The 21,796-nt window shown below is 62.9% G+C and carries 18 protein-coding genes and 1 pseudogene; 12 read left to right on the top strand and 7 right to left on the bottom strand.

The window, feature by feature from the left end:
• Nucleotides 1-117: 117 nt before the first annotated feature.
• The 3 genes from ACLH0J_RS17540 (at nucleotide 118) to ACLH0J_RS17530 (ending at nucleotide 2,990) form a co-directional block, all read left to right on the top strand.
• Nucleotides 118-1,752: a methyl-accepting chemotaxis protein gene (locus ACLH0J_RS17540; protein ID WP_411388320.1), complete on the top strand. Its 1,635-nt coding sequence runs from the start codon at nucleotides 118-120 to the stop codon at nucleotides 1,750-1,752.
• A gap of 159 nt (nucleotides 1,753-1,911) precedes the next feature.
• The gene (gene pnuC / locus ACLH0J_RS17535) at nucleotides 1,912-2,475 is read left to right on the top strand and encodes a nicotinamide riboside transporter PnuC (RefSeq protein WP_411388319.1); all 564 of its coding nucleotides are present in this window, start codon (nucleotides 1,912-1,914) and stop codon (nucleotides 2,473-2,475) included.
• Entirely contained in the window at nucleotides 2,472-2,990 is a 519-nt protein-coding gene (locus tag ACLH0J_RS17530; RefSeq protein ID WP_411392851.1) for an AAA family ATPase, read from the top strand. Before pnuC ends, ACLH0J_RS17530 begins: the two co-directional genes overlap by 4 nt.
• 38 nt (nucleotides 2,991-3,028) lie before the next feature.
• Here ACLH0J_RS17530 and ggt read toward each other — a convergent pair whose 3' ends face one another.
• Nucleotides 3,029-4,753 (bottom strand): gamma-glutamyltransferase, encoded by a 1,725-nt coding sequence (gene ggt / locus ACLH0J_RS17525; RefSeq protein WP_411388318.1) that lies wholly within the window; start codon nucleotides 4,751-4,753, stop codon nucleotides 3,029-3,031.
• 180 nt (nucleotides 4,754-4,933) lie between these two features.
• Between ggt and ACLH0J_RS17520 the strand changes: the two genes are divergently transcribed.
• Nucleotides 4,934-6,079 (top strand): MalY/PatB family protein, encoded by a 1,146-nt coding sequence (locus ACLH0J_RS17520; RefSeq protein WP_411388317.1) that lies wholly within the window; start codon nucleotides 4,934-4,936, stop codon nucleotides 6,077-6,079.
• Between the two features lie 51 nt (nucleotides 6,080-6,130).
• Here the strand turns inward: ACLH0J_RS17520 and ACLH0J_RS17515 are convergent, their stop codons facing one another.
• Nucleotides 6,131-6,346 (bottom strand): molybdopterin-binding protein, encoded by a 216-nt coding sequence (locus ACLH0J_RS17515; RefSeq protein WP_003173733.1) that lies wholly within the window; start codon nucleotides 6,344-6,346, stop codon nucleotides 6,131-6,133.
• A 319-nt stretch (nucleotides 6,347-6,665) separates the two neighbouring features.
• Here ACLH0J_RS17515 and ACLH0J_RS17510 point away from each other — a divergent pair, with 319 nt between their 5' ends.
• The 3 genes from ACLH0J_RS17510 to ACLH0J_RS17500 are packed head-to-tail and all read left to right on the top strand — an operon-like array spanning nucleotide 6,666 to nucleotide 9,188.
• A complete protein-coding gene (locus ACLH0J_RS17510) occupies nucleotides 6,666-7,637 on the top strand; it encodes an aliphatic sulfonate ABC transporter substrate-binding protein (protein WP_411388316.1) in 972 nt (323 codons plus the stop codon).
• A gap of 10 nt (nucleotides 7,638-7,647) precedes the next feature.
• The gene (locus ACLH0J_RS17505) at nucleotides 7,648-8,475 is read left to right on the top strand and encodes an ABC transporter permease (RefSeq protein WP_411388315.1); all 828 of its coding nucleotides are present in this window, start codon (nucleotides 7,648-7,650) and stop codon (nucleotides 8,473-8,475) included.
• A complete protein-coding gene (locus tag ACLH0J_RS17500; RefSeq protein ID WP_411388314.1) occupies nucleotides 8,472-9,188 on the top strand; it encodes an ABC transporter ATP-binding protein in 717 nt (238 codons plus the stop codon). Before ACLH0J_RS17505 ends, ACLH0J_RS17500 begins: the two co-directional genes overlap by 4 nt.
• Nucleotides 9,189-9,236: 48 nt before the next feature.
• Here ACLH0J_RS17500 and ACLH0J_RS17495 read toward each other — a convergent pair whose 3' ends face one another.
• Nucleotides 9,237-11,435: an OsmC domain/YcaO domain-containing protein gene (locus ACLH0J_RS17495; RefSeq protein WP_411388313.1), complete on the bottom strand. Its 2,199-nt coding sequence runs from the start codon at nucleotides 11,433-11,435 to the stop codon at nucleotides 9,237-9,239.
• Between the two features lie 163 nt (nucleotides 11,436-11,598).
• On the opposite strand from ACLH0J_RS17495, the pseudogene ACLH0J_RS17490 reads away from it, so the two are divergent.
• Nucleotides 11,599-11,865 (top strand): annotated as a pseudogene (locus ACLH0J_RS17490) (PAS domain-containing protein); the annotation flags it as partial.
• 201 nt (nucleotides 11,866-12,066) lie between these two features.
• Nucleotides 12,067-13,164 carry a methyl-accepting chemotaxis protein gene (locus ACLH0J_RS17485; protein WP_411392850.1) on the top strand — a complete coding sequence of 366 codons (1,098 nt, stop codon included), beginning with the start codon at nucleotides 12,067-12,069 and terminating at the stop codon, nucleotides 13,162-13,164.
• 51 nt (nucleotides 13,165-13,215) lie between these two features.
• On the opposite strand, the gene cysC is transcribed toward ACLH0J_RS17485, so the two are convergent.
• Genes cysC through ACLH0J_RS17465 form a run of 4 tightly spaced genes read right to left on the bottom strand, consistent with a single transcriptional unit; the run spans nucleotide 13,216 to nucleotide 18,621 of the window.
• Complete coding sequence (gene cysC / locus ACLH0J_RS17480) at nucleotides 13,216-13,797, bottom strand: adenylyl-sulfate kinase (protein ID WP_411388312.1); 582 nt, start codon at nucleotides 13,795-13,797, stop codon at nucleotides 13,216-13,218.
• On the bottom strand, nucleotides 13,787-14,647 hold the full coding sequence (locus ACLH0J_RS17475) for an alpha/beta hydrolase (RefSeq protein ID WP_411388311.1): 861 nt from the start codon (nucleotides 14,645-14,647) through the stop codon (nucleotides 13,787-13,789). Before ACLH0J_RS17475 ends, cysC begins: the two co-directional genes overlap by 11 nt.
• A 4-nt stretch (nucleotides 14,648-14,651) precedes the next feature.
• A complete protein-coding gene (locus ACLH0J_RS17470; RefSeq protein WP_411388310.1) occupies nucleotides 14,652-17,759 on the bottom strand; it encodes an autotransporter domain-containing protein in 3,108 nt (1,035 codons plus the stop codon).
• Between the two features lie 43 nt (nucleotides 17,760-17,802).
• Nucleotides 17,803-18,621, bottom strand: a complete 819-nt coding sequence (locus ACLH0J_RS17465; protein ID WP_411388309.1) for a sulfotransferase family protein — start codon at nucleotides 18,619-18,621, stop codon at nucleotides 17,803-17,805.
• 449 nt (nucleotides 18,622-19,070) lie between these two features.
• Between ACLH0J_RS17465 and ACLH0J_RS17460 the strand changes: the two genes are divergently transcribed.
• The 3 genes from ACLH0J_RS17460 to ACLH0J_RS17450 are packed head-to-tail and all read left to right on the top strand — an operon-like array spanning nucleotide 19,071 to nucleotide 21,794.
• Complete coding sequence (locus ACLH0J_RS17460) at nucleotides 19,071-20,123, top strand: AMP-binding protein (RefSeq protein ID WP_411388308.1); 1,053 nt, start codon at nucleotides 19,071-19,073, stop codon at nucleotides 20,121-20,123.
• 10 nt (nucleotides 20,124-20,133) lie between these two features.
• Nucleotides 20,134-20,910, top strand: coding sequence for an ABC transporter ATP-binding protein (locus ACLH0J_RS17455; RefSeq protein WP_411388307.1), 777 nt, complete (start codon nucleotides 20,134-20,136; stop codon nucleotides 20,908-20,910).
• A 2-nt stretch (nucleotides 20,911-20,912) separates the two neighbouring features.
• Nucleotides 20,913-21,794: a branched-chain amino acid ABC transporter permease gene (locus tag ACLH0J_RS17450; RefSeq protein WP_411388306.1), complete on the top strand. Its 882-nt coding sequence runs from the start codon at nucleotides 20,913-20,915 to the stop codon at nucleotides 21,792-21,794.
• The last annotated feature ends 2 nt before the right edge of the window (nucleotides 21,795-21,796 follow it).

The following is a 21,796-nucleotide window of genomic DNA, read 5'->3' as shown; positions in this document are numbered from 1 at the left end:
TGCGTGAAAAATCAGACGCTACTCAGGTTTTCCGATTTCAGGCCGAAAGCCTATCTAGACAAGGCGTAAAAGTCGATGCGACGCCCGCAATTATAAAAAGCACGGAGTGACAGGACGATGAACAGTTTGCGCAATATGTCGATCAGCCGGCGTCTGTGGCTGATCCTGCTAGTCGCCGTGTTGATGCTGCTGGCCTTGGGTTTATTGATGCTCAAGCAGATTCATAGCGACCTGTATCAGGCCAAGCGCCAGCAGACCCAGCATGTGGTGCAGGCCGCCAGCGGAATCCTGACGTTTTATCACAGCCTCGAAACTGCCGGTGTCATGACCCGCGAAGCGGCGCAGAAACAAGCCCTGAGTGCGGTGCGCGTGATGCGTTATGACGAGGACGACTATTTCTGGATCAACGACCTCACGCCCGTGATGATCATGCATCCGGTCAACGCCAAGCTCGATGGTCAAAACCTCTCGGCGATTCGCGACCCGGACGGCGTTGCGATCTTCAACGAGTTCGCGAGCGTGGCCAAAGCCAAGGGTGCCGGCATCGTCAATTACCGCTGGCCAAAACCGGGCGCCGATGCGCCGGTGGAAAAGACCTCGTACATCCAACTGTTCGAACCGTGGGGCTGGATCATCGGCTCCGGCGTGTACGTGGACGACGTGCAAACCGAGTTCAACGTGCAAGTGTGGAAAGCCTCGGGCATCGGCCTGGTCATCGCCGTGATCATGACCCTGCTGGTCTCGTTGATTGTGCGCAGCATCGTGCGTCCGCTGCAGGCCGCCGTGAGCGCCATGGCCAATATCGCCAGCGGCGAAAGCGACCTGACCCGCAGCCTCGACACCCATGGCCAGGACGAAGTCACCCAACTGTCGCGGCACTTCAACAGCTTTACCGCCAAGCTGCGCCAGGTGGTCAGCCAGTTGCAGGTGTGCGCCACTGCGCTGGGCCAGTCGTCCCAGGAACTCGGCGCCAATGCCAGCCAGGCCCATGACCGTAGCCAGCAACAGTCCCAGCAGATGGAACTGGTGGCCACGGCCATCAATGAAGTCACCTACGGCGTGCAGGATGTGGCGAAAAACGCCGAACACGCCGCCAGTGAAATGCGCGACGCCCAGGCCCAGGCGCAGCAAGGCCAGGTCAATATCGACGGCAGCCTGCAACAGATCGACCAGCTCTCCACCACCATCAACCAGGCCGTGGAAGTGATCCGCACCCTGTCCAGCGAAAGCACCCAGATCGGTGGCGTGCTGGAGGTGATCCGCTCCATCGCCGACCAGACCAACCTGCTGGCGCTCAACGCGGCCATTGAAGCGGCACGCGCCGGCGAGCAAGGCCGCGGCTTTGCCGTGGTGGCCGATGAGGTTCGCCTGCTGGCCCAGCGCACGCAAAAATCCACCGCCGAAATCCAGGTGATGATCGAGCGCCTGCAAGGTCACTCCGAAGCGGCGGTCAAGGTGATCAGCGACAGCCACAGCGCCTCGCAACTGACCATCGAACAAGCCGGCCAGGCCGGCGCCAGCCTCACCGCCATCGGTCAGGCCCTGCACAACCTCAACGGCCTGAACGCCTCGATTGCCAGCGCGACCTTGCAACAGGCCCATGTGGTGGAAGACATCAACCAGAACGTGACCCAGGCGGCCGGTTTGTCCCACAGCACGGCGCTGGCGGCCGAGCAGTCGAGCGTGGCCAGCGCACAGTTGCGGGGGTTGAGTGAGCAGCTGGAGGGGTTGTTGCGCCAGTTCAAGGTGTAGTCAAACGCCCCCATGTGAGAGGAGGCTTGCTCCCGATGACGGTACATCAGTCAGACATATGCCGGCTGACACTCCGCTATCGGGAGCAAGCACCCTCCCACATTGGCCCACCTCTGGTTACAATCGCCGCCCTCTTCGACGCCCTCCCAAGGAACCACCATGTCCCAGCTTGAACTGTTCGCCGCCGCCCTGGGGGTGATCGCCGTGTGGCTGACGGTCAAGCAGAACCCGTGGTGCTGGCCCATCGGCCTGGTGATGGTGCTGCTCTACACCTGGGTGTTCTACGACGTGAAACTCTATTCCGACATGCTGCTGCAGGTGGTCTACGCCGCGTTGCAAGTCTATGGCTGGTGGCAGTGGACCCGCAGCGGTGAAGTCCGGCAAGGGCGCCAGGTCACACGCCTGGGCGGGCCCGCGATTATCGCCAGCCTGATGGCGGGCGCGGTCGGCAGCCTGCTGCTCGGCGCCGCCATGGCCCACTGGACCGACGCGGCCCAACCCTGGCTCGACGCCGCCCTCACCGGCTTCAGCCTGGTGGCACAGATGTGGATGGCGCAGAAACGCGTGCAATGCTGGCCGCTGTGGATTGCCGTGGATGTGATCTTCGTCGGGCTGTTCCTCTACAAAGGCCTCTACCTCACCGCCGCGCTCTATGGGCTGTTCACCGTGATCGCCGTGCAAGGCTGGCGTGAATGGCACGCCGACCCGGCGTTACGCCCATGAAGGTGGTGGTCCTGGCCGGGCCTGAATCCAGCGGCAAAAGCTGGTTGGCCGCGCAGTTGCAAGCGCACTTTGGCGGTTTGATGGTGGGCGAATACGTGCGGCATTTCATCGACCACCATCAACGCGACACCACGCTGGCCGATATCCCGGCCATCGCCCGTGGACAACTGGCCTGGGAAGACGCCGCGCGCGCCGAGCGTCCTGGGCTGTTGATCCTCGACACGCACCTGCTGACCAACAAACTCTGGAGCCAGACGCTGTTCGGCGACTACCCGACCTGGCTCGACGACGAACTGCTGGCCCGCCACTACGACCTGCACCTGCTGCTGTCCCCCGAGGACGTGGAATGGACGCCGGACGGCCAGCGCTGCCAACCGGAATTGGCCGACCGCCAGGCGTTTTTCCAGGACAGCCTGGATTGGATGCAACAGCATCGACAGGCCCTGGTGGTGATCAGAGGGAATTGGGAAGAACGCCGCGCCAAAGCCTTCGCGGCCGTCAAACAACTCCTGTAGGCGCGAGCAAGCTCGCTCCTACAGGGGGGGGGCGGCGCTTAGTAGCCCAGGGACAGGCCGGTATTGCGGCGCGGATCGTTGGCCCCGTAGAAACGGTTGTTACCGACCGGTTCACCGCCCAGTGACGGCGCGCCCACCAGGATCGCCGCCAAGTGGTTGGCGTCCTGGGGTCCGGCAAACTTGTGGCCCCAGCTTTCGAGGATCTTCTGGGTATCCGGGCTGACCGCGAAGGTCTCCAGGTTGGTGGTGTCCGGCATCCACTGCTGGTGGAAACGCGGCGCGTCCACGGCCTCCTGGATGTTCATTTTGTAGTCGATGACATTGAGGATGGTCAGCAGGGTTGCGGTGATGATGCGACTGCCGCCCGGCGTACCCACCACCATCACGGCCTTGCCATCCTTGGTGACGATGGTCGGGCTCATCGACGACAGCGGCGCTTTGCCCGGCGCGATGGCGTTGGCTTCGCCCTGGACCAGCCCGTACATGTTCGGCACGCCGACCTTGACGGTGAAGTCGTCCATTTCATCGTTGAGGATCACCCCGGTCTTGCTCGCCATTACGCCGGCACCGAACCAGTCGTTGAGGGTGTAGGTCACCGACACCGCGTTGCCCCACTTGTCGACGATGGAGTAGTGGGTGGTGTTGTTGCCTTCGTGGGGCGATACGCCCGGTTTGATCGCCTGGGAGTCGCCGGCCTTGTTCGGTTCGATGGCGTCACGCAGTTTCGTCGCGTAGTTTTTGTCCAGCAGATGTTCGATCGGGTTCTTCACGAAGTCCGGGTCGCCCAGGTAGCTGTTGCGGTCCACATAGGCGTGGCGCATGGCTTCGATCTGGTAGTGCAGGCCCTGGGCCGAGTGGTAGCCCAGGTCGGCCATCGGGTAGCCTTCGAGGATGTTCATGATCTGGCAGATCACCACACCACCGGAGCTCGGCGGCGGTGCCGAGACCACGTGGTAGCCCCGGTAGTCGCACTCGATGGGCGCCAGTTCGCGGGTTTTGTAGTGGTCGAGGTCGGCCTGGGTAATGATGCCTTTGCCGGCCTGGCTGGAATCCACCAGCGCCTTGGCCACCCAGCCTTTATAGAAACCGTCGGTGCCCTTGGCGGAGATTTCCTTCAGCGTCCTGGCCAGGTCTTTCTGCACCAGCTTCTGGCCCACCTGCAGCGGCTGGCCGTTGTGCAGGAAGATCGCGCGCATGTCCTTGTCTTTCTCGAACTCGCCGGTGGCGGTGTGCAGCAGGTCGATATCGCCCTGCTCCAGCGCGAAGCCGTTTTCCGCCAGCTTGATCGCCGGGGCAATCACCTGGGCACGCTTGAGGGTGCCGTATTTGTTCAGGGCCAGTTCCATGCCCGATACCGTGCCCGGCACGCCAACCGCCAGGTGGCCCTTGGCGCTCAGGCCTTCAACCACATTGCCGGCCTTGTCCAAGTACATGTCGGCCGTCGCCGCCAGGGGCGCTTTTTCGCGGAAGTCGAGGAAGGTCTTGCGCCCGTCCGCCAGTTGCACAGTCATGAATCCGCCGCCACCGAGGTTACCCGCTGCCGGGTAGACCACCGCCAGCGCGTAGCCCACAGCCACCGCCGCATCCACTGCGTTACCGCCGGACTTGAGCACATCCACGCCCACGTGGGTGGCCAAATGCTGGGCCGTGACCACCATGCCGTTTTCACCGGCCACCGGGGCCTGGGACGCGGCGTGCACACCACTGACCGTCAACACCAGGGCAGTGGCCATCAAGGTACGGCTGAAAGGTTGGTATTTCATCCATGGTTACTCGGGTTATTGAGATGCACCAAAATAGCCCGTACCGCCCCCAAGACCCAGCACAATGGCGTTTTTATGACAGAACCTGTCGGTCACGGAACGATTCAGCGCTGGCCTGGACGGCCAATGGCGCTAGAATCGGCGCCATTCTTCGCCTGACTCTCCGACACGAGCCTCCCCATGAGTTTTGATTTCGACACGATCCACCCCCGCCTCGGCACCGGCAGCACCAAGTGGAACCGTTACCCGCCCGACGTGTTGCCGATGTGGATCGCCGACATGGACATCGCCGCGCCGCCTGCCGTGTTGCAGGCCCTGCACGCGCGTCTCGACCAGCAGATCCTCGGCTACAGCGTGGCCGGCCCGGACGTGCGCGAAGCCATCGTCGCCGACTTGTGGGCCAAGTACGCCTGGCGCGTGCAGCCTGACGAGCTGCTGTTTCTGCCCGGCGTCGAACCGGGCTTCAATATGGGGCTGCACGCCTTCGTGCAACCCGGCCAACCGGTGGTGCTGCAAACCCCCAACTATCGGCCGATCCGCCTGGCGCCCGGCCACTGGAACCTGCCGCGTATCGAAGTGCCTTTCGAGCGGGTCGACGCTGAATACATCACGCCACTGCCAGCCCTGCGCCAGGCGCTCAACGGTGCCGGCGCGTTGCTGTTGAGCAACCCGCACAACCCCATGGGCAAGGTCTTCCCCCGCGAAGAGTTACTGGCCGTGGCCAACGCTTGCCTGGAACACGGCGCGCTGATCATCTCCGATGAGATCCACGCCGAGCTGTGCTTCGACGGCCGTCACCACATCCCCACCGCCAGCCTCAGCCCCGAGATTGCCCAGCGCACCATCACGCTGATGTCGGCGAGCAAGGCCTACAACGTGGCCGGTTTGAAAACCTGTTTTGCCGTGGTGCAAAACGCCGAGATCCGCGAGCGTTTCAATAACGCGCGCTGCGGCATGGTCGACAGCGTCAGCCCCCTGGGCCTGGAGGCCACGCGTGCGGCCTACGCTGAATGTGGCGAATGGCTGCAGGCGCTGGTGCAGTACCTGCAAGCCAACCGCGACTACCTGCTCGACGCGGTGCGCACACGCTTGCCCGGCATCGTCATGCACGCGCCGCAGGGCACGTTCCTGGCCTGGATGGATTGCAGTGCCCTGGGCCTGGATGACCCGCAGCGGTTCTTCCTGGAGCAAGCCAAGGTCGGGCTCAGCGCGGGGATCGAATTTGGTGATGACAGTCAGCAATTCGTGCGCCTGAACTTCGGCTGCCCACGGGCGCTGCTGGAAGAAGGTGTGCAGCGCATGGAACGGGCGCTGCGTCAGCGCTAGACGCGCGACTGCAACCGGCTGTGGGAGCGGCGCTCCCACAGTTTGCCGGGTTCACAGCTTGGCGATGGACACTTCGGTGGACTTCACGAAGGCAATCACTTCGCTGCCCACTTTCAATTCCAGGTCACGCACCGAACGGGTCGTGATCACGGACGTCACGATACCGGACGCGGTTTGCACGTCGATTTCGGACACCACCTCGCCCAGCAGAATTTCTTTGATCACGCCTTTGAACTGGTTGCGCACGTTGATCGCTTTAATGGTCATGTCGGGTTTCCTATTAGCTGTTGGGTCAATCCGCACGAATGCGCAGGCCTTCAAAATGCGCCATCCACGAAAACAATAAAAGGAATATATAACTCTTTATTTATTCCATTAGGGAATATACGAACTGTTGCGCTGCAAACACCGATTCAACAGTTTGTTGCCTTCCACACCAGCCTTAATGGCCCCATCCCCAGTAAATCCGGCGCCGCGCCAGATGGCACAGAGACTGCATATTCCTATAAAGCATTATTGAGTAGTCAAATTCAATTTTCTGAATATAAGAAAAGCCGTCTCTCAACGCCTTCTACGGAGCTGTTCCATGAAACCCTTCACCCAACGTTTACTCGGCGCCTGCGCCCTCGCCCTGTGCCTGCAACCGCAGGCGTTCGCGGCTGAAACCGATCCGGCCGAAGTCAATCTGGATTACGCCTACTACTCGCCCGTCAGCCTGGTGCTCAAGCACTTCGGCTGGCTCGAACAGGCCCTGCCCCATAGCAAGGTGGGTTGGGTACTGAGCCAGGGCAGCAACCGTTCCCTGGAATACCTCAACAGCGGCGGCGTGGATTTCGCCTCCTCGGCGAGCCTGTCGGCCGTGCTGAGCCGGGCCAACGGCAGCCCGATCAAATCGGTGTATGTCTACAGCCGCGCCGAATGGACCGCCCTGGTGGTGCGCAAGGACTCGCCGCTCAACAGCGTCACCGATCTGAAAGGCAAGAAAATCGCCGCCACCAAAGGCACCGACCCGTACCTGTTCACCCTGCGCAGCCTGGAAAAAGCCGGGCTGAAAAAAGACGACGTGGAACTGGTGCACCTGCAACACCCGGACGGCCGTACCGCGCTGGAAAAAGGCGATGTGGACGCCTGGGCCGGCCTCGACCCGCACATGGCCGCCAGTGAAGTCCAGGCCGGTTCGCGCCTGCTGTACCGCAACAAGGACTTCAACAGCTATGGCGTGGTCAGCGTCACCGAGCAGTTCGCCAAAGCCCATCCGCAGACCATCACCAAGGTGCTCGGCGCCTACGAAAAAGCCCGTGACTGGGCGGTGAAGCACCCGGATGAATTCGCCAAGCTGCTCGCCGACGAATCCGGCCTGCCGCTGGACGTGGCCAAGCTGCAACTGTCGCGTACCGACCTGAGCACGCCGCTGCTGAGCAGCCAGGATGTGCTGTCGTCCAAGGCGGCGGCGCCGATCCTGGTGTCCGAAGAGTTGGTGCGCCGTGGGGTCAATGTGGACCAGGTGATCGACCAGTTGATCGACACCTCGTTCGGCCAAACCCTGCCGAAACCGTAAGGGGCCCGCCATGACCAGCAAAAGCCAAGCATTGCCCCTTCCCGCACCGCTGGTGATCCGGCGCAGCGCCTGGCCCAGACGGCTCAAGGGCCTGGCCCTGCCGGTGCTGATCCTGGTGATCCTCGAAGCGGTGGTGCGGATCGGCTGGCTGCCGTCCTACCAGATGCCGGCACCGAGTGAGATCGCAGTCACGCTCACCGACCTGGCCGAAGGCGCGTTGTGGAAGCACATCAGCGCCAGCCTCGCACGGGTGCTGCTGGGCTTTGCCATCGGCGCCAGCCTGGCCCTGGTGTTCGCCGCCTGGGTCGGTTTGAGCCGTGAGGCCGAAGCCTATCTGGAGCCGACCTTCGCCGGGCTGCGTTCGATCCCGAGCCTGGCCTGGGTGCCGTTGCTGCTGCTGTGGCTGGGCATCGATGAAACCTCGAAGATCGTGCTGATCGCCATCGGCGCGTTCTTCCCGGTGTACGTCAACGGTGTGGCGGCGATCCGCGACATCGACCGCAAGCTGGTGGAAGTCGGGCAAATGTACGGCTTCAGCCGGCGCCGCCTGGTGCGCCGCATCCTGTTGCCCGCCGCCCTGCCCGGCCTGTTCACCGGATTGCGCAGCGGCTTGAGCCTGGCGTGGATGTTCCTGGTGGCGGCCGAGCTGATCGCGGCCACCAAAGGCTTGGGTTACTTGCTCAGCGATGGCCGCGAAACCTCACGGCCGGACATCGTGCTGGCAGCAATCATCGTGCTGGCGTTACTGGGCAAGGTCAGCGATGGCCTGCTCGCGGCCCTGGAAAAACGCTGCCTGGCCTGGCGCGACACGTTCAATGGTCAAGGGGCGGAGCAATGAGCATGCAGCCGTTATTGGACATTCGGGTGGAGCGTAAAAGCTTCGCCAGCACCACCGTATTGAAAAACGTCAGCCTGGCGCTGCAACCACGCGAAGCCGTGAGCCTGCTGGGCCCCAGCGGCTGCGGCAAAAGCACCTTGCTGCGCATCGTTGCCGGCCTGGAAACCGACTTCCAGGGCGAACTGCGCAGCCCGGAAGGCGAAGTGGCCTTTGTGTTCCAGGAACCGCGACTGATGCCCTGGCTCACGGTGGAGCAGAACATCGGCTTGAGCGATGACAACCACTACGACAAGGCCTGGGTCACGCAATTGATCGAGGAAGTCGGCCTCAAGGGCTTTGCCCAGGCATTGCCCAAGGCGCTGTCCGGCGGCATGGCCCAGCGGGTGGCCATCGCCCGCGGCCTGTATTCACGCCCCCAGGTGCTGTTGCTGGATGAACCGTTCAGCGCGGTGGATGCGTTTACCCGCATGAAACTGCAGGACCTGCTGCTGCAACTGGCCGCACACCATGCCATCGCCCTGTTGCTGGTGACCCATGACGTGGACGAAGCGCTGTACCTGAGTGATCGGGTGCTGGTGATGGACAACCGGCCGAGCAGCATTCGCCAGGAATTGACGGTGGACCTGCCCCACCCGCGAGACCGGCGCGACCCGCTGCTGGCCCGGCTCAAGGCGTTGTCCCTGACCGAATTGCAGCGCGCGCATGTGATCTGAGGGGATAGATCGTTGGGGTGAGCAGGGATGCTCACCCCCGTGCCAGCGTCAGCGGATAGACACCGCCGCCCGCGCGCCATGCAGCTTCTTATAGCTCTCAATCAAGCGCAAATGCCGATCCAGGCCTTCCAGCTTCATGCTGGTCGGCGTCAGCCCGTGGAACCGTACACTGCCGTTGACCGAGCCGATCACCGCATCCATGCGTTCATTGCCGAACATACGGCGGAAGTTGGCTTCGTAATCCGCCAGTTCCAGGTCCTCGTCCAGTTCCATTTCCAGCACCGCGTTCATCGCCTGGTAGAACAGGCCGCGCTCGGCGGTGTTGTCGTTGTACTGCAAGAACATCTCCACGCACTCCTTGGCCTCTTCAAACTGCCGCAAGGCGAGGAAGATCAGCAGCTTCAACTCCAGGATGGTCAGTTGACCCCAGGCGGTGTTGTCGTCGAACTCGATGCCGATCAGGGTGGTGATATCGGTGTAGTCGTCCAGCTCGCTTTCGATCAGGCGCTCGACCAATGCCTGCAGCTCAGCGTCATCCAGGCGGTGCAGGTTGAGGATGTCAGCGCGGAAAAACAGGGCCTTGTTGGTGTTGTCCCAGATCAGGTCGTCCACCGGGTAGATTTCCGAGTAGTCCGGCACCAGGATGCGGCACGCGGTGGCGCCGAGGTGCTCGTACACCGCCATGTAGGACTCTTTGCCCATGCTTTCCAGAATGCCGAACAGCGTCGCGGCTTCTTCGGCGTTGGAGTTTTCACCGTGCCCGGAGAAGTCCCATTCGACGAATTCGTAGTCCGAGCGGGCACTGAAGAAGCGCCACGAGACCACGCCGCTGGAGTCGATGAAGTGCTCGACGAAGTTGTTCGGCTCGGTGACCGCATGGCCCTCGAAAGTCGGTTGCGGCAAGTCGTTCAGGCCCTCGAAACTGCGGCCTTGCAGCAGTTCGGTGAGGCTGCGTTCCAGCGCGACTTCCAGGCTCGGGTGCGCGCCGAACGAGGCGAACACTCCGCCGGTGCGCGGGTTCATCAGGGTCACACACATCACCGGGAACTCCCCGCCCAGGGACGCGTCCTTGACCAGCACCGGGAAACCCTGGGCTTCCAGGCCTTGAATGCCAGCCAGAATGCCGGGGTATTTGGCCAACACCTCTGCCGGCACGTCCGGCAGGGCGAACTCACCTTCGATGATTTCGCGCTTCACCGCCCGCTCGAAAATCTCCGACAGGCACTGCACCTGGGCTTCGGCCAAGGTGTTGCCGGCGCTCATGCCGTTGCTGAGGTAGAGGTTTTCGATCAGGTTGGACGGGAAGTACACCACCTCGCCGTCCGACTGGCGCACGAACGGCAACGACACGATGCCACGGGCTTCGTTGCCGGAGTTGGTGTCGTACAAATGCGAGCCACGCAGCTCGCCGTCGCGGTTGTAGATCTTCAGGCAGTAGGCGTCGAGGATTTCCGCCGGCAGTTCGTCCTTGGGGCCCGGCTGGAACCAGCGCTCGTCCGGGTAATGCACGAACGGCGCGTTGGCCAGGGTTTCGCCCCAGAATTGATCGTTATAGAAGAAGTTGCAGTTGAGGCGCTCGATGAACTCGCCCAGCGCCGACGCCAGCGCGCCTTCCTTGGTCGCGCCCTTGCCGTTGGTGAAGCACATCGGCGAGTGCGCGTCGCGAATGTGCAGCGACCACACGTTGGGCACGATATTGCGCCACGAGGCGATCTCGATTTTCATCCCCAGGTCGGCGAGAATGCCCGACATATTGGCGATCGTCTGCTCCAGCGGCAGGTCCTTGCCGACGATGTAAGTGCCCGCCTGCGACGTCGAGTTGGGCATCAGCAACGCCTGGGCATCGGCGTCGAGGTTTTCCACTTCTTCGATGACGAACTGGGGCCCGGCCTGCACCACTTTCTTTACGGTGCAGCGCTCGATGGAGCGCAGAATGCCCTGGCGGTCTTTATCGGCGATATCCGCCGGCAACTCCACCTGGATCTTGAAGATCTGGTTATAGCGGTTTTCCGGGTCGACGATGTTGTTCTGCGACAGGCGAATATTGTCCGTGGGAATGTTGCGTGTGTCGCAGTACAACTTCACGAAGTACGCCGCACACAAGGCCGACGACGCCAGGAAGTAATCGAACGGCCCCGGTGCCGAACCATCGCCTTTATAGCGGATGGGTTGGTCGGCAATCACCGTGAAGTCGTCGAACTTGGCTTCAAGTCGGAGGTTGTCGAGAAAGTTGACCTTGATTTCCATGGGGGCACACCAGAATAACGGGCTAAACAAAAATGGCGGCCATTATGAGGGGTTTCATCGGGAAATTTCAGGCTTTTGACCGGCGGCTGGCTAAATGCCAAATGTGCATTAACCTTTTGCCTGTCGGCGCCGATGGTATGAGTGCACCCAGGGAGTAGTCGGAATGCGTAACAATCAGCCTGTCACACAGCGTGAGATATCCCTCACGTCGCAGCAAAAACTCATCTCCGCCACCGACGTACGCGGTGTCATTACTTACTGTAATGACGCGTTTGTTGATATCAGCGGTTTTAACCGCGCCGATCTGATCGGCGCGCCCCAGAACATTGTGCGTCACCCCGATGTACCTCCCGCCATATTTGCCCACATGTGGAGTGCACTCAAACAAGGCCAGCCCTGGATGGGCATCGTCAAGAACCGCTCCAAGAACGGCGATCACTATTGGGTCAACGCCTACGTCACGCCGATATTCGACGGCAACCAGGTGGTGGGTTTCGAGTCGGTCCGGGTCAAGCCCACCGCCGATGAAATCCGCCGCGCCCAGGCGTTGTACCAGCGCATCACCCAGGGCAAGGCCGGCGTACCGCGCCAGGATGCCTGGCTACCGGCAACCCTGAACTGCGTGCCGTACATGGCAACCGGTGTGGCGGGCAGCATTGCCGGGCTGTTCCTCAGCGCACCGGTGGCCATTGCGGTCGCCGTGGCGGTCGCGGTGCCCGTGGGCTTGCTGTGCTCGCGCTGGCGTCAAGGCAGCACCTTGCGCCTGTTGGCGGGTGTCGAGCCCTCGACCTCGGATGCGTTGATCGCACAAATGTACAGTGACGCAAGCGGCCCCCAAGGGCGTTTGGAAACCGCGTTCCTCAGCCAGACCGCGCGCCTGAAGACCTGCCTCACGCGCCTGCAGGACAGCGCCGAACAACTCAGCGCCCTGGCCGGGCAATCCGATCAACTGGCCCACGCCAGCTCCAAAGGCCTGGATCGTCAGCGCACGGAAACCGAACAGGTCTCCGCCGCGGTCAACCAGATGGCCGCGACCACCCAGGAAGTCGCCAGTCACGTGCAACGCACCGCCGATGCCACCCAGCAAGCCAATGTACTGACCGGGCGCGGCCGTGAGGTGGCGCGCGATACCCGTCAAGCCATCGAACGCCTGTCTGCCATGGTCGGCGAGACCGGCGCCACCGTGGCGCAATTGGCCAGGGACAGCGACGAGATCGGCAGCGTGGTCGATGTGATCAAAGGCATCGCCGATCAAACCAACCTCCTGGCGCTCAACGCCGCGATTGAAGCCGCACGCGCCGGGGACATGGGCCGGGGCTTTGCGGTGGTGGCCGACGAAGTGCGCCAGTTGGCCCAGCGCACCTCCCAGTCCACCACGCAGATCCACGGGCTGATTACCCAGTTGCAGGCGTCCTCCAACAACGCCGTGCAAAGCATGGAACACGGCCAGCGCCAGGCCCAGGAAGGCGTGGCCTGGGTGCTGGAAGCGGACCAGGCCCTGGTGGGCATCAGCGAAGCGGTGTCGCATATCACCGAAATGACCACCCAGATCGCCGCCGCCACCGAAGAACAAAGCGCGGTCGCCGAGGAGATCAGCCGCAACATCACCACCATCGCTGAACTGGCCGACCAGACCTCGGTACAGGCCCATCAATCCAACGACCTGAGCAAAGAGCTGACCAATACCGCCGCCACCCAATATGCGTTGGTCGAGCGTTTCAATCGCTGATTCGCACCGCGAAAGGTCGCCCGTTCAACGGGCGACCCGACGTGATTGCGCTTAATCGGCCTTGAGCGGTCGCGGTATTTTTTCCAGCACATAGCCCAGCAGCGTTGCCACGCTCGCCTCCAGGGATTCCCCCGCGGTTTCAAGCCGTAACTGCGGTTGCAGCGGGGCTTCATAGGGCGCGCTGATGCCGGTGAACTGGCTCAGCTCGCCCGCCCTCGCCTTACGGTATAAACCCTTCGGATCCCGCGCCTCGCACGTCTGCAAGTCCGCCGCCACATAGACTTCATGAAAACCCCGGGCATACGCCTGGCGCGCCAGCGCCCGGTCTGCGCGGTACGGTGAGATCACCGCGACGATGCACACCAACCCGGCATCGGCGAACAGCCCCGCCACGGCGGCGACCCGACGGATGTTCTCACCACGATCTTCGGGACTGAATCCCAGGTTGGCATTGAGGCCTTTGCGCAGGGTGTCGCCATCCAGCACATAACAGGCATAACCCCGCGCCAACAACGCGTGCTCAAGCCCATTGGCCAACGATGATTTACCCGAGGCCGACAGCCCGGTGAGCCAGATCACGGCGCCCTTGTGACCAAAACGCGGGGAGCCGGGCAGCATGGATTCATCGTTCATCGTCGGCTCTCTTCATACAGCGTGGCGGTTCACTCGATAGCGCCGGCCACGCCCGCGCCCAGTCACTGTCATGACGCATCGTCGGCACGACGCGCACCTGCGTACAGTGCCCGCCGGTCGCAGCGGCGAAGCGCTGGGCAATCACCGGGGGCACGACCGAATCGTCACTGCCGGTGTAGTGGATTTGCGGCAGGTCGATCAATCGCGGGGCGATGTCGATGGCGTTGAGTGAGCCCGGCATCGGCGTTACCCGGTGCAGGCGATTGACCTCGTCCACATCCAGATTACCCGCCACCGTGCGCAGGCTGATGACATCCCCGCGCCTGGCGGCGAGCAGCGCGGCGATAGTGGCACCGCCCGAGTAGCCGACCAGATGAATCGGCTGCCCAGGTACGCGGGCGGTGTACTGATTGATAGCCTGGTTCATCGCCACGACGACGTCTTCGGCGAAACGCTTGCCGGTCCAATAACTGACCTCGCAGCGCGGGTTGACGGCCATGGGCGTGAATTGGCAGGGCCGAGCGAGGTACAGCACATTCGGTGCCGGGTCCGCTGCGGCGAGTTTGAGCCCTTGCGCATTGATCGGGGTAGGGTTCGACGAGGGCTGGCTGCGCGTGCGCCAGGCAAAGCCGTCGCCTTCGATATACACCGTCAATGGCAGGTCCGGGCGGGTGATCCGGTAAAAACCGGTGAGGACAAAACGCTCGGTCGGCACCTGCGCCATGACCAGCCCGCTGGCCTGCGCAACCGTCTGCGCCTGCCGCGTGAGTTCGAGCTGATTCGGCGCAGCCGCGCACCCGGCCAGCAACAGGCTGAACAGCCCCGTCAGCAGGCCGCGTGCGCGCAACACCGGGCTAGAACGCCCAGCGCGCTTCGGCTGAAGCGGTCTGATTGAGGTAGTCAGTGCGTTTCTCCACGTCATAGCGCACACCCAATTGCAACTGGCCGTTGACCTGATAGTTCAGCCCCGTACCGCCGCGCACCAACCACCGTTGCGGATCGCCCGAATAGGTGGTGAAGCTGGCACCCGGCGCCCCGGCGAAGCTGGTGCTGATCGAGTCGCGGCTGGCCAGGAAATCGTAGCCCACCCCCAGATTGCCGCTGACACTGACCTGTTGGGTCAAGTCATGGCTGAGCTTGCCGTCGACGCCCAGGATGAACTGGTCGGTGGAGCGGCTCTTGGCGCTCAGGTCCAAGTCTTGCGCACCTTTTTCGCGGTAAGCCTCGTCTTTGATCCAGGTGTAGTCGGCACGCAGCGACGGCGTGAAGCGCGTGGCCGTACTCAAGTGGAAGGTTCGGTCCAGGGATGCGCCAGCGTGGGCCGTCCAGGAATCGTAGTTGGACTTGGCCTGCAACCCGGCAAAGTCGATATCCCGTGAGCCTTCGTTATGGTTCTGGCCGCCGTCGATCTGGAAGTTCAGGTCGGTGGTGTCGTCCAGGTGGTACGTGCCGTAGCCGACCAACTGATACACATTGGTCTTCAACTGTTGGCGCGCGGTGTCGCCACTGCTGCGCGTGTCGACATTGGCGTAGATGAACGCTGTGCCGAGCAGCCAACGGTCGTTGAGGCTGGCATCCAGGCCGAACGCCAGACCGCCCACCGTTGACTTGGCCCCGGCGAGACCGCCACGGCTTTCCTGGTCGGCCCAGCTGCCGAACGGTTTGATCCACAGATGCTGGTCGGTGAAGGCCGCATCGCCCGACGACAACCCGCGAACCGCCTCGCTGCGCCCCTGAATCACGCCGTTGATACCACTCAACGCCGTACGCGCCGACTCAGTGGAGCCGCCCGCCAGTATCGGCAAGGTCTGCGTCACGGCATTGGAGACTTCAGCCTCGGTGCTCAACGGGATGAAGTAGCCGGCCAGACGCCCACCGGGGTTGCTGGCGACAATACCGTCCAGCACCTGCGCGGCGCCGCGAGCCGGCGAGTTGCCGAGGGCCTGGACGCTGCCCAGCACCGTATTGCCACCGCCGCCGTTGCCAGCACCATCGGCGAGCACATTCAGGCTGACGCTGTTGGAGGTGTAGGTCGGGGTGAAATTGAACAGCAGGCTGTTGTCGCTCACGCTGTCGAAGGTGCCACTGATATGGCCGGTCGTCGTGACCACATTGAGCAGTTGATTACCGATGTCCAGAGTGTTGCCCGACTTCACATCGACATTGAGGGCACCTGCCAGGAACGCATTGCCCGTGATCGCAAGCTTGCTGTACTGCGACGTGCTGAACGCGTTGATATTCAGCGCGCCATGACTGCCTTGGGTGTAATCGCCGCCAATCGACAACGTCGCATATGGCGTCGCGACGGTGCCGATGCTCAGGTTGCCGGCGTTGATCACGCCGCCGGCGATGGACGCGGTGCCCGTGTTGAGCGTGCCGCTGTTCTGGATACCCAGCGCGCCCGCCAACTGTGCGCTGTCGTCCAGGACCAGCGTGCCGGCCTTCACCGCCCAGATCCTGCTGACGGTGTCGGTGCCCGTGAGCGTCCAGGTGCTGGTGCCGTCTTTTTCGAAACTGTCAAAACCCTGGTACTGCGCGGCACTGCCCACGGTCCCTAGTTGGCCGAGGTCGAAGCGGTTGCTCACCGCGTTGATGTCGCCGCCAAAGGCCAACGTATCGGCGCTGCCGGAGTGGCTCACGACCTTGCCGAGGATGACCGAGTTGGCTTCCAGGACCAGGGTGTTGCCGCCCCCGGACAGCTCGATGGCATTGGCCCGCACACCCGTTGCGCCATTGGCGAAGCCGCCGGCGATGGTCCCGGCGTTATGGATAGTCGAATTGCCCGTCGACACAAGACCCACACCGCCCGCGCCGGCGGTGCCTGCCAGGCCGGAGCTGCCCGCTAGGCCTGACGAACCTGCGTAGTAATAGCCATACCCTGTCGAGCCTGCGGTGCCCCCCTGGCCTGCGGTGCCTGCCAAACCACCGTTGCCGCCCTGAATCGTCCCCGTATTGAACACCTGCATACCGGCACCCGATACGCCAGCACCGCCAGCACCGCCGGTACCGCCATTACCGCCACGGCCGCCGTTACCGCCGTTGCCGCCATTTTGTCCCCAATTGCCACCGTTGCCTCCCGCTCCGCCCGCGCCACCGGCAACACCATTGGCACCGTTACCGCCGGAAATAGTGGAGTTGTTGACCAGCGCAAAAAAACTCCCCGAAACACCTGCGCCACCACTAGCGCTTACGCCACCGCTGCTACCCGCGCCGCCGTTGCCGCCGGTGCCACCGTGTGTCCCCGAATTAGAATAGTTGCTGTTGCCGCCGGCCCCGCCTCTTCCGCCGCTTCCTGCCGCCACTATGGACATACCCGCCCCGCCGGTCACCGTGGCATTGTTGGTGAGGGCAAAAAAGCTCCCACTGACGGCGCTGGAAGCATTGACCGTGCGGGCAACATAACTGCCAGCAGTCCCTGCGCTACCTGCGCCAGCGGTACCTATTCGGGAATAGGCCCCTGTAGCACCCGCGACACCATTGGACGCCGACCCCGTATTGGAAGCAGTGCCGGTAAACACACCCGAAATCGCCGTCGTCAACGTGCCGGCGTTAGAGCCGTTCAAGCTCAGCGAGCCGCCGCTACCAGCCAGGCTCGCGCCCGTAATGGTCAGCGGTGCGGAGGCGGTCAACGAGGTCAGCCCGTTGGCCGCCGCCACATTCGAGCTCAGGACAATGCTGCTGACACTGGGGTCGATCAGCACCGTGCCAAACGAACTCAAGCCTTCGCGCAACGACCCGGCGCCGGCATCGGCGCCCGTGGTGACGGTAATCCGGGGAATTGCCCAGGCGGAACTCGCCATGCTCAACGACAGCAATGCCAGGGGCCAGACCATGGCCTTGCACTGCCCGCCAAGACTGCGCGTTCCCGAACCACCGCAGCTTTTCGACTTCGCGGCCTCGGAAACCACCTGCAACGCCCCCAGACTGGTGTTCCATACCAACCGATAAATGCCCTTGTTCATCTAGACCGCTCCAGTGCTGTACTTCGAGTCGCATCCGGGCCGTTCATAGAATCCGAACCCCTTGCGTATTGTTTTGTGGGTGTTGCCAGAAGGCATCGTTGGTAAAACGGGCAAATACATCTGGAGGCAACAGCGTCGGCCGAGGCAGCGCCTGCACGCTGGGCCTGACATCGTGCAGGCCAGGGGTGCCGGCGCGCTTGTCGAATTCTTGGGCGTCAAACTGGATGTTGTGCAGGTCGTGGCTGAAGACCGGCTCGTCGATAAACGCGTAAATGCCGTCCAGCACCGCCTGCGGATCGCTGGCCAGGGTTTCGTAACGCACCAGCAACAAACGGCTGGCATGGGCGCCATAAAAAGCCTGTTTGAGCGCGTTGTAGGGGTAGCCGAGCATGCCTTCGGCATTCGCCAGCATATCGGCGCGGCTATACACCGTGCCGCCGGCCTGGAAGTTGAACAGCGCCGAAGGCAACAACATGTTGCTCTGCACCAGCCGCTCAACGCTGTCGATGATCCAGGGCACGTCACGCACACAGGCGATCACCTTGCTCTGGGGAAACAGACTGTGCAGCAGGGGCATCTGCGCGCACCAGGCGCGGTTGCTGTCGAACACCACCGGCTGGGCGAACTCTTCGCCGTAGAACTGCTCGAACAGGCCGCGCAGGATGCGCTGGCGCTGCGGGTCGGAGATGAACAACGAATATTCATTGCTGCCGCCCATGCCATTGATCAGGTTGGTGACCAGTCCGGCCAAGGGGCTGCTCATGTGCGCGTGAAAACGCGGGTTCTGCTGCAACAAGGCCGACAGCAACGTCGAACCGGAACGTGGCAACCCGGAGATAAAGTGCAGGGTTCGTTCGGCCATCATGGAGCCTCCTGGCGAGCCAAGGTGTCGAGTACGGGCACTCATCGGCAAAAGCCCGCGCAGGCGATCGTCGTTGAGAAGAATTTGCGGTGTTGGGAAGTAAGCTGGCGGGTAGACGTGGAGTATTAGCGAGTTAACACGCAAGTAATTGCATAGTGACATCACCTAGAGACACTGCGCAATGACTCGTTAGGCGGTAATAGGGCCATCGGTCGGGCAATGCAACTGCGACTCCGAATGCCCCAGGATCTCGTCAAGGCGAATGCGAACGACCCTCCTGTCACGCCCCCCAATCGGCTGTTGTTGCAACAACAGCAGTTGGACAGCTTGTGCTGAATCAACACAGGACGATCTCACAAAAAACAGATCTATCTCATTGAATTAAAAGCACTTATCCCTCTGGCACGGCGTGTGCAATCACCTTCGCATCAACCCCGAAGGAGGCCCCCATGCCGCAAACACTGCCCCAGGCACTGTTGCTTCAAGCCCGAACCCGAGGCGCGGCGATTGCCTTGCGCTATAAACGCCTGGGCATCTGGCACACGCGCAGTTGGAGCGAACTGGCGAACGAGGTCGGCCAGCTCGCCGCGGCCCTGCACCAGCGCGACTTTGGACCTGGCGATGATGTGTTGATCATCAGCCAGGCGCGTCACGAAGCGTTGCTGCTCGCACTGGCCGCGCAGTGGTTGGGTGGCAGCGTCACGCTGCTGGACCCCGACCGCGATAACCGCGCGCTGCTGGCGGCGCTGCGGCCGCGCTTTGTGCTGGCGCAAGACCTGGACGCGTTGCAACAACTCGATGAGCGCCAAGTGGTGCTGTACCTCGATGGGCGCGGCCTGAATCAGCACCTGGACGGCGGTTTGATCGCCTACGCCGACTTGATCGCGGACACGCCACCACCGGCCTGCGCCACGCAATCGGGCCACACCGCGTTTGTCTTTCATGCCGACACGACGCTGCGCCTGAACCACGATCAGTTGCTCGTCGGCGCACGCACCCTGGTCGAGCGCGAACACTTGAGCGCCAATGAGGAAGCCCTGGCCGCGCGGGTGTTCGCCGCCAGCGGACAGGCGCGCTACCTGCTTGCGCCGTGGCTGCACGCGGGCTTTCGCCTGAATTTTCCCGAGGCCCTCGCCACCCGCGATACCGACCGCCGGGAGCTGGGCCCCACCCTGGTGCTGGGCACCCGTGAATCCTATGCGCGCCTGGAACGGTGGGTGCGTGAACGCCTGCCGATGCCGGGCTCGTTCAGCCACCGCGTGTATCACTGGGCCCTGCAACCGAGCCGTTGGGCCGTGCGCCGATGGCTCGGCCATTGGCTGGTGCGGCGCCCGTTGCGCGATGTGCTGGGCATGAGCCGCCTGCGCGTGCCGTTGCTGGTGGGGCCGCCGCTGACGCCGGAAAGTGCGGCGTTCTTCGGCGCGCTGGGCATTCGTCCGGGCACCTGGCAAGAACCGCAGCACCACGCGACCACCGACCACCTGTTGTCTCAATCCGCCTGACGAGCCTTCCATGCACGCACCCACTGAATCGGTATTACTGCGGCTCGATGACATCTCCCTGTCGTTCAAGGGCATCAAGGCCATCACCTCCATCAGCTTTGACGTCAAGGCTGGCGATATCTGCGGGCTGATCGGCCCCAACGGCGCCGGTAAAAGCTCGTTGCTCAATGTGATCAACGGCGTCTACCCCCCCCAGAGCGGCAGCATCCGCTACGCCGGCCAGACCCGGCGGCGCATGCGCGCCCATCAGGCGGCCGAAGGCGGGATTGCACGGACCTTTCAAAACATCGCGCTGTTCAAGGGCATGAGCGTACTCGACAACGTGCTCACCGGCCGCAACCTCAAGCGCCGCAGCAGTTGGCTCGAACAGATGCTGCGCATCGGCCGTGCGCCCCGTGAAGACGACGCGCACCGCCTGCACGCGGAAAAGGTGATCGCCTTTTTGCACATCCATCCCTGGCGCCATGTGCTGGTCGGCACCCTGCCCTATGGCCTGCAAAAACGTGTCGAACTGGCCCGCGCACTGGCGGCCGAGCCCACCCTGCTGTTGCTGGACGAACCCATGGCCGGCATGAACGCCCAGGAGAAAGCGCAGATGAGCCAATTCATCCGCGACATCAACCGCGAATTCGGCACCACGGTGGTGTTGATCGAGCACGACATCGGCGTGGTCATGGGGCTGTGCGACCACGTGGTGGTGCTCGACTACGGTCGCAAGATCGGCGACGGCACCCCGGAACAGGTGCGCGCCAACCCCGATGTCATCGCGGCCTATTTGGGGACCTGAGCATGGAATTTTTCTTTGAAGTGCTGATCGGCGGGCTGCTGGCGGGCGTGATGTATTCCCTGGTGGCGATCGGCTTTGTGCTGATCTACAAGGCCTCGGGGGTGTTCAACTTTGCCCAGGGCGCCATGGTGCTGTTCGCCGCGCTGACATTCGTCAGCCTGCTGGAGCGCAACGTGCCGTTCTTCTGGGCGTTCCTGGCGACCCTGGCGAGCATGGTGGTGCTGGCGCTGCTGATCGAAAAAGTGGTGCTGCGGCCTCTGGTCAACCGGCCGCCGATCATCCTGTTCATGGCCACCCTGGGGCTGTCGTACATGGTCGAAGGCTTCGCGCAGTTTCTCTGGGGCGCGCAGGTGCATGGGCTGGACCTGGGCATCGCCGACGAACCGCTGGAAATCCGCGGCATGCTGCTCTCGCAATTCGACGTGTTCGCCGCCGGCACCGCCGCGGTGCTGGTGATCGCCCTGTCATTGCTGTTCAACAAAACTCGCGTGGGCCTGTCGTTGCGTGCCGTGGCCGACGATCCGTTGGCGTCCATTTCCATCGGTATTCGCCTGCCGCGCATCTGGGCGTTGGTCTGGGCCGTGGCCGGGTTTGTCGGCCTGGTGGCCGGGTTGCTCTGGGGCGCGCGCCTGGGCGTGCAGTTCTCGCTGTCGCTGGTGGTGCTCAAGGCCCTGCCGGTGCTGATCATCGGCGGCTTCTCTTCCATCGGCGGCGCGATTGTCGGCGGGTTGATCATCGGTGCCAGTGAAAAAGTCGCTGAGATCTACCTCGGTCCGCTCATCGGCAGCGGCATAGAAAACTGGGTGCCCTACGTCCTGGCCTTGCTGTTCCTGCTGGTGCGGCCTGCCGGGTTGTTCGGCGAGCGCGCCATCGAACGGGTCTGATT

It is taken from the genome of Pseudomonas sp. MPB23 (assembly GCF_046605395.1).
Taxonomy (GTDB): Bacteria; Pseudomonadota; Gammaproteobacteria; order Pseudomonadales; family Pseudomonadaceae; genus Aquipseudomonas.
The sequence above is the reverse complement of the archived record's forward strand: the minus strand, read 5'-3'. Positions and strand labels throughout refer to the sequence as shown.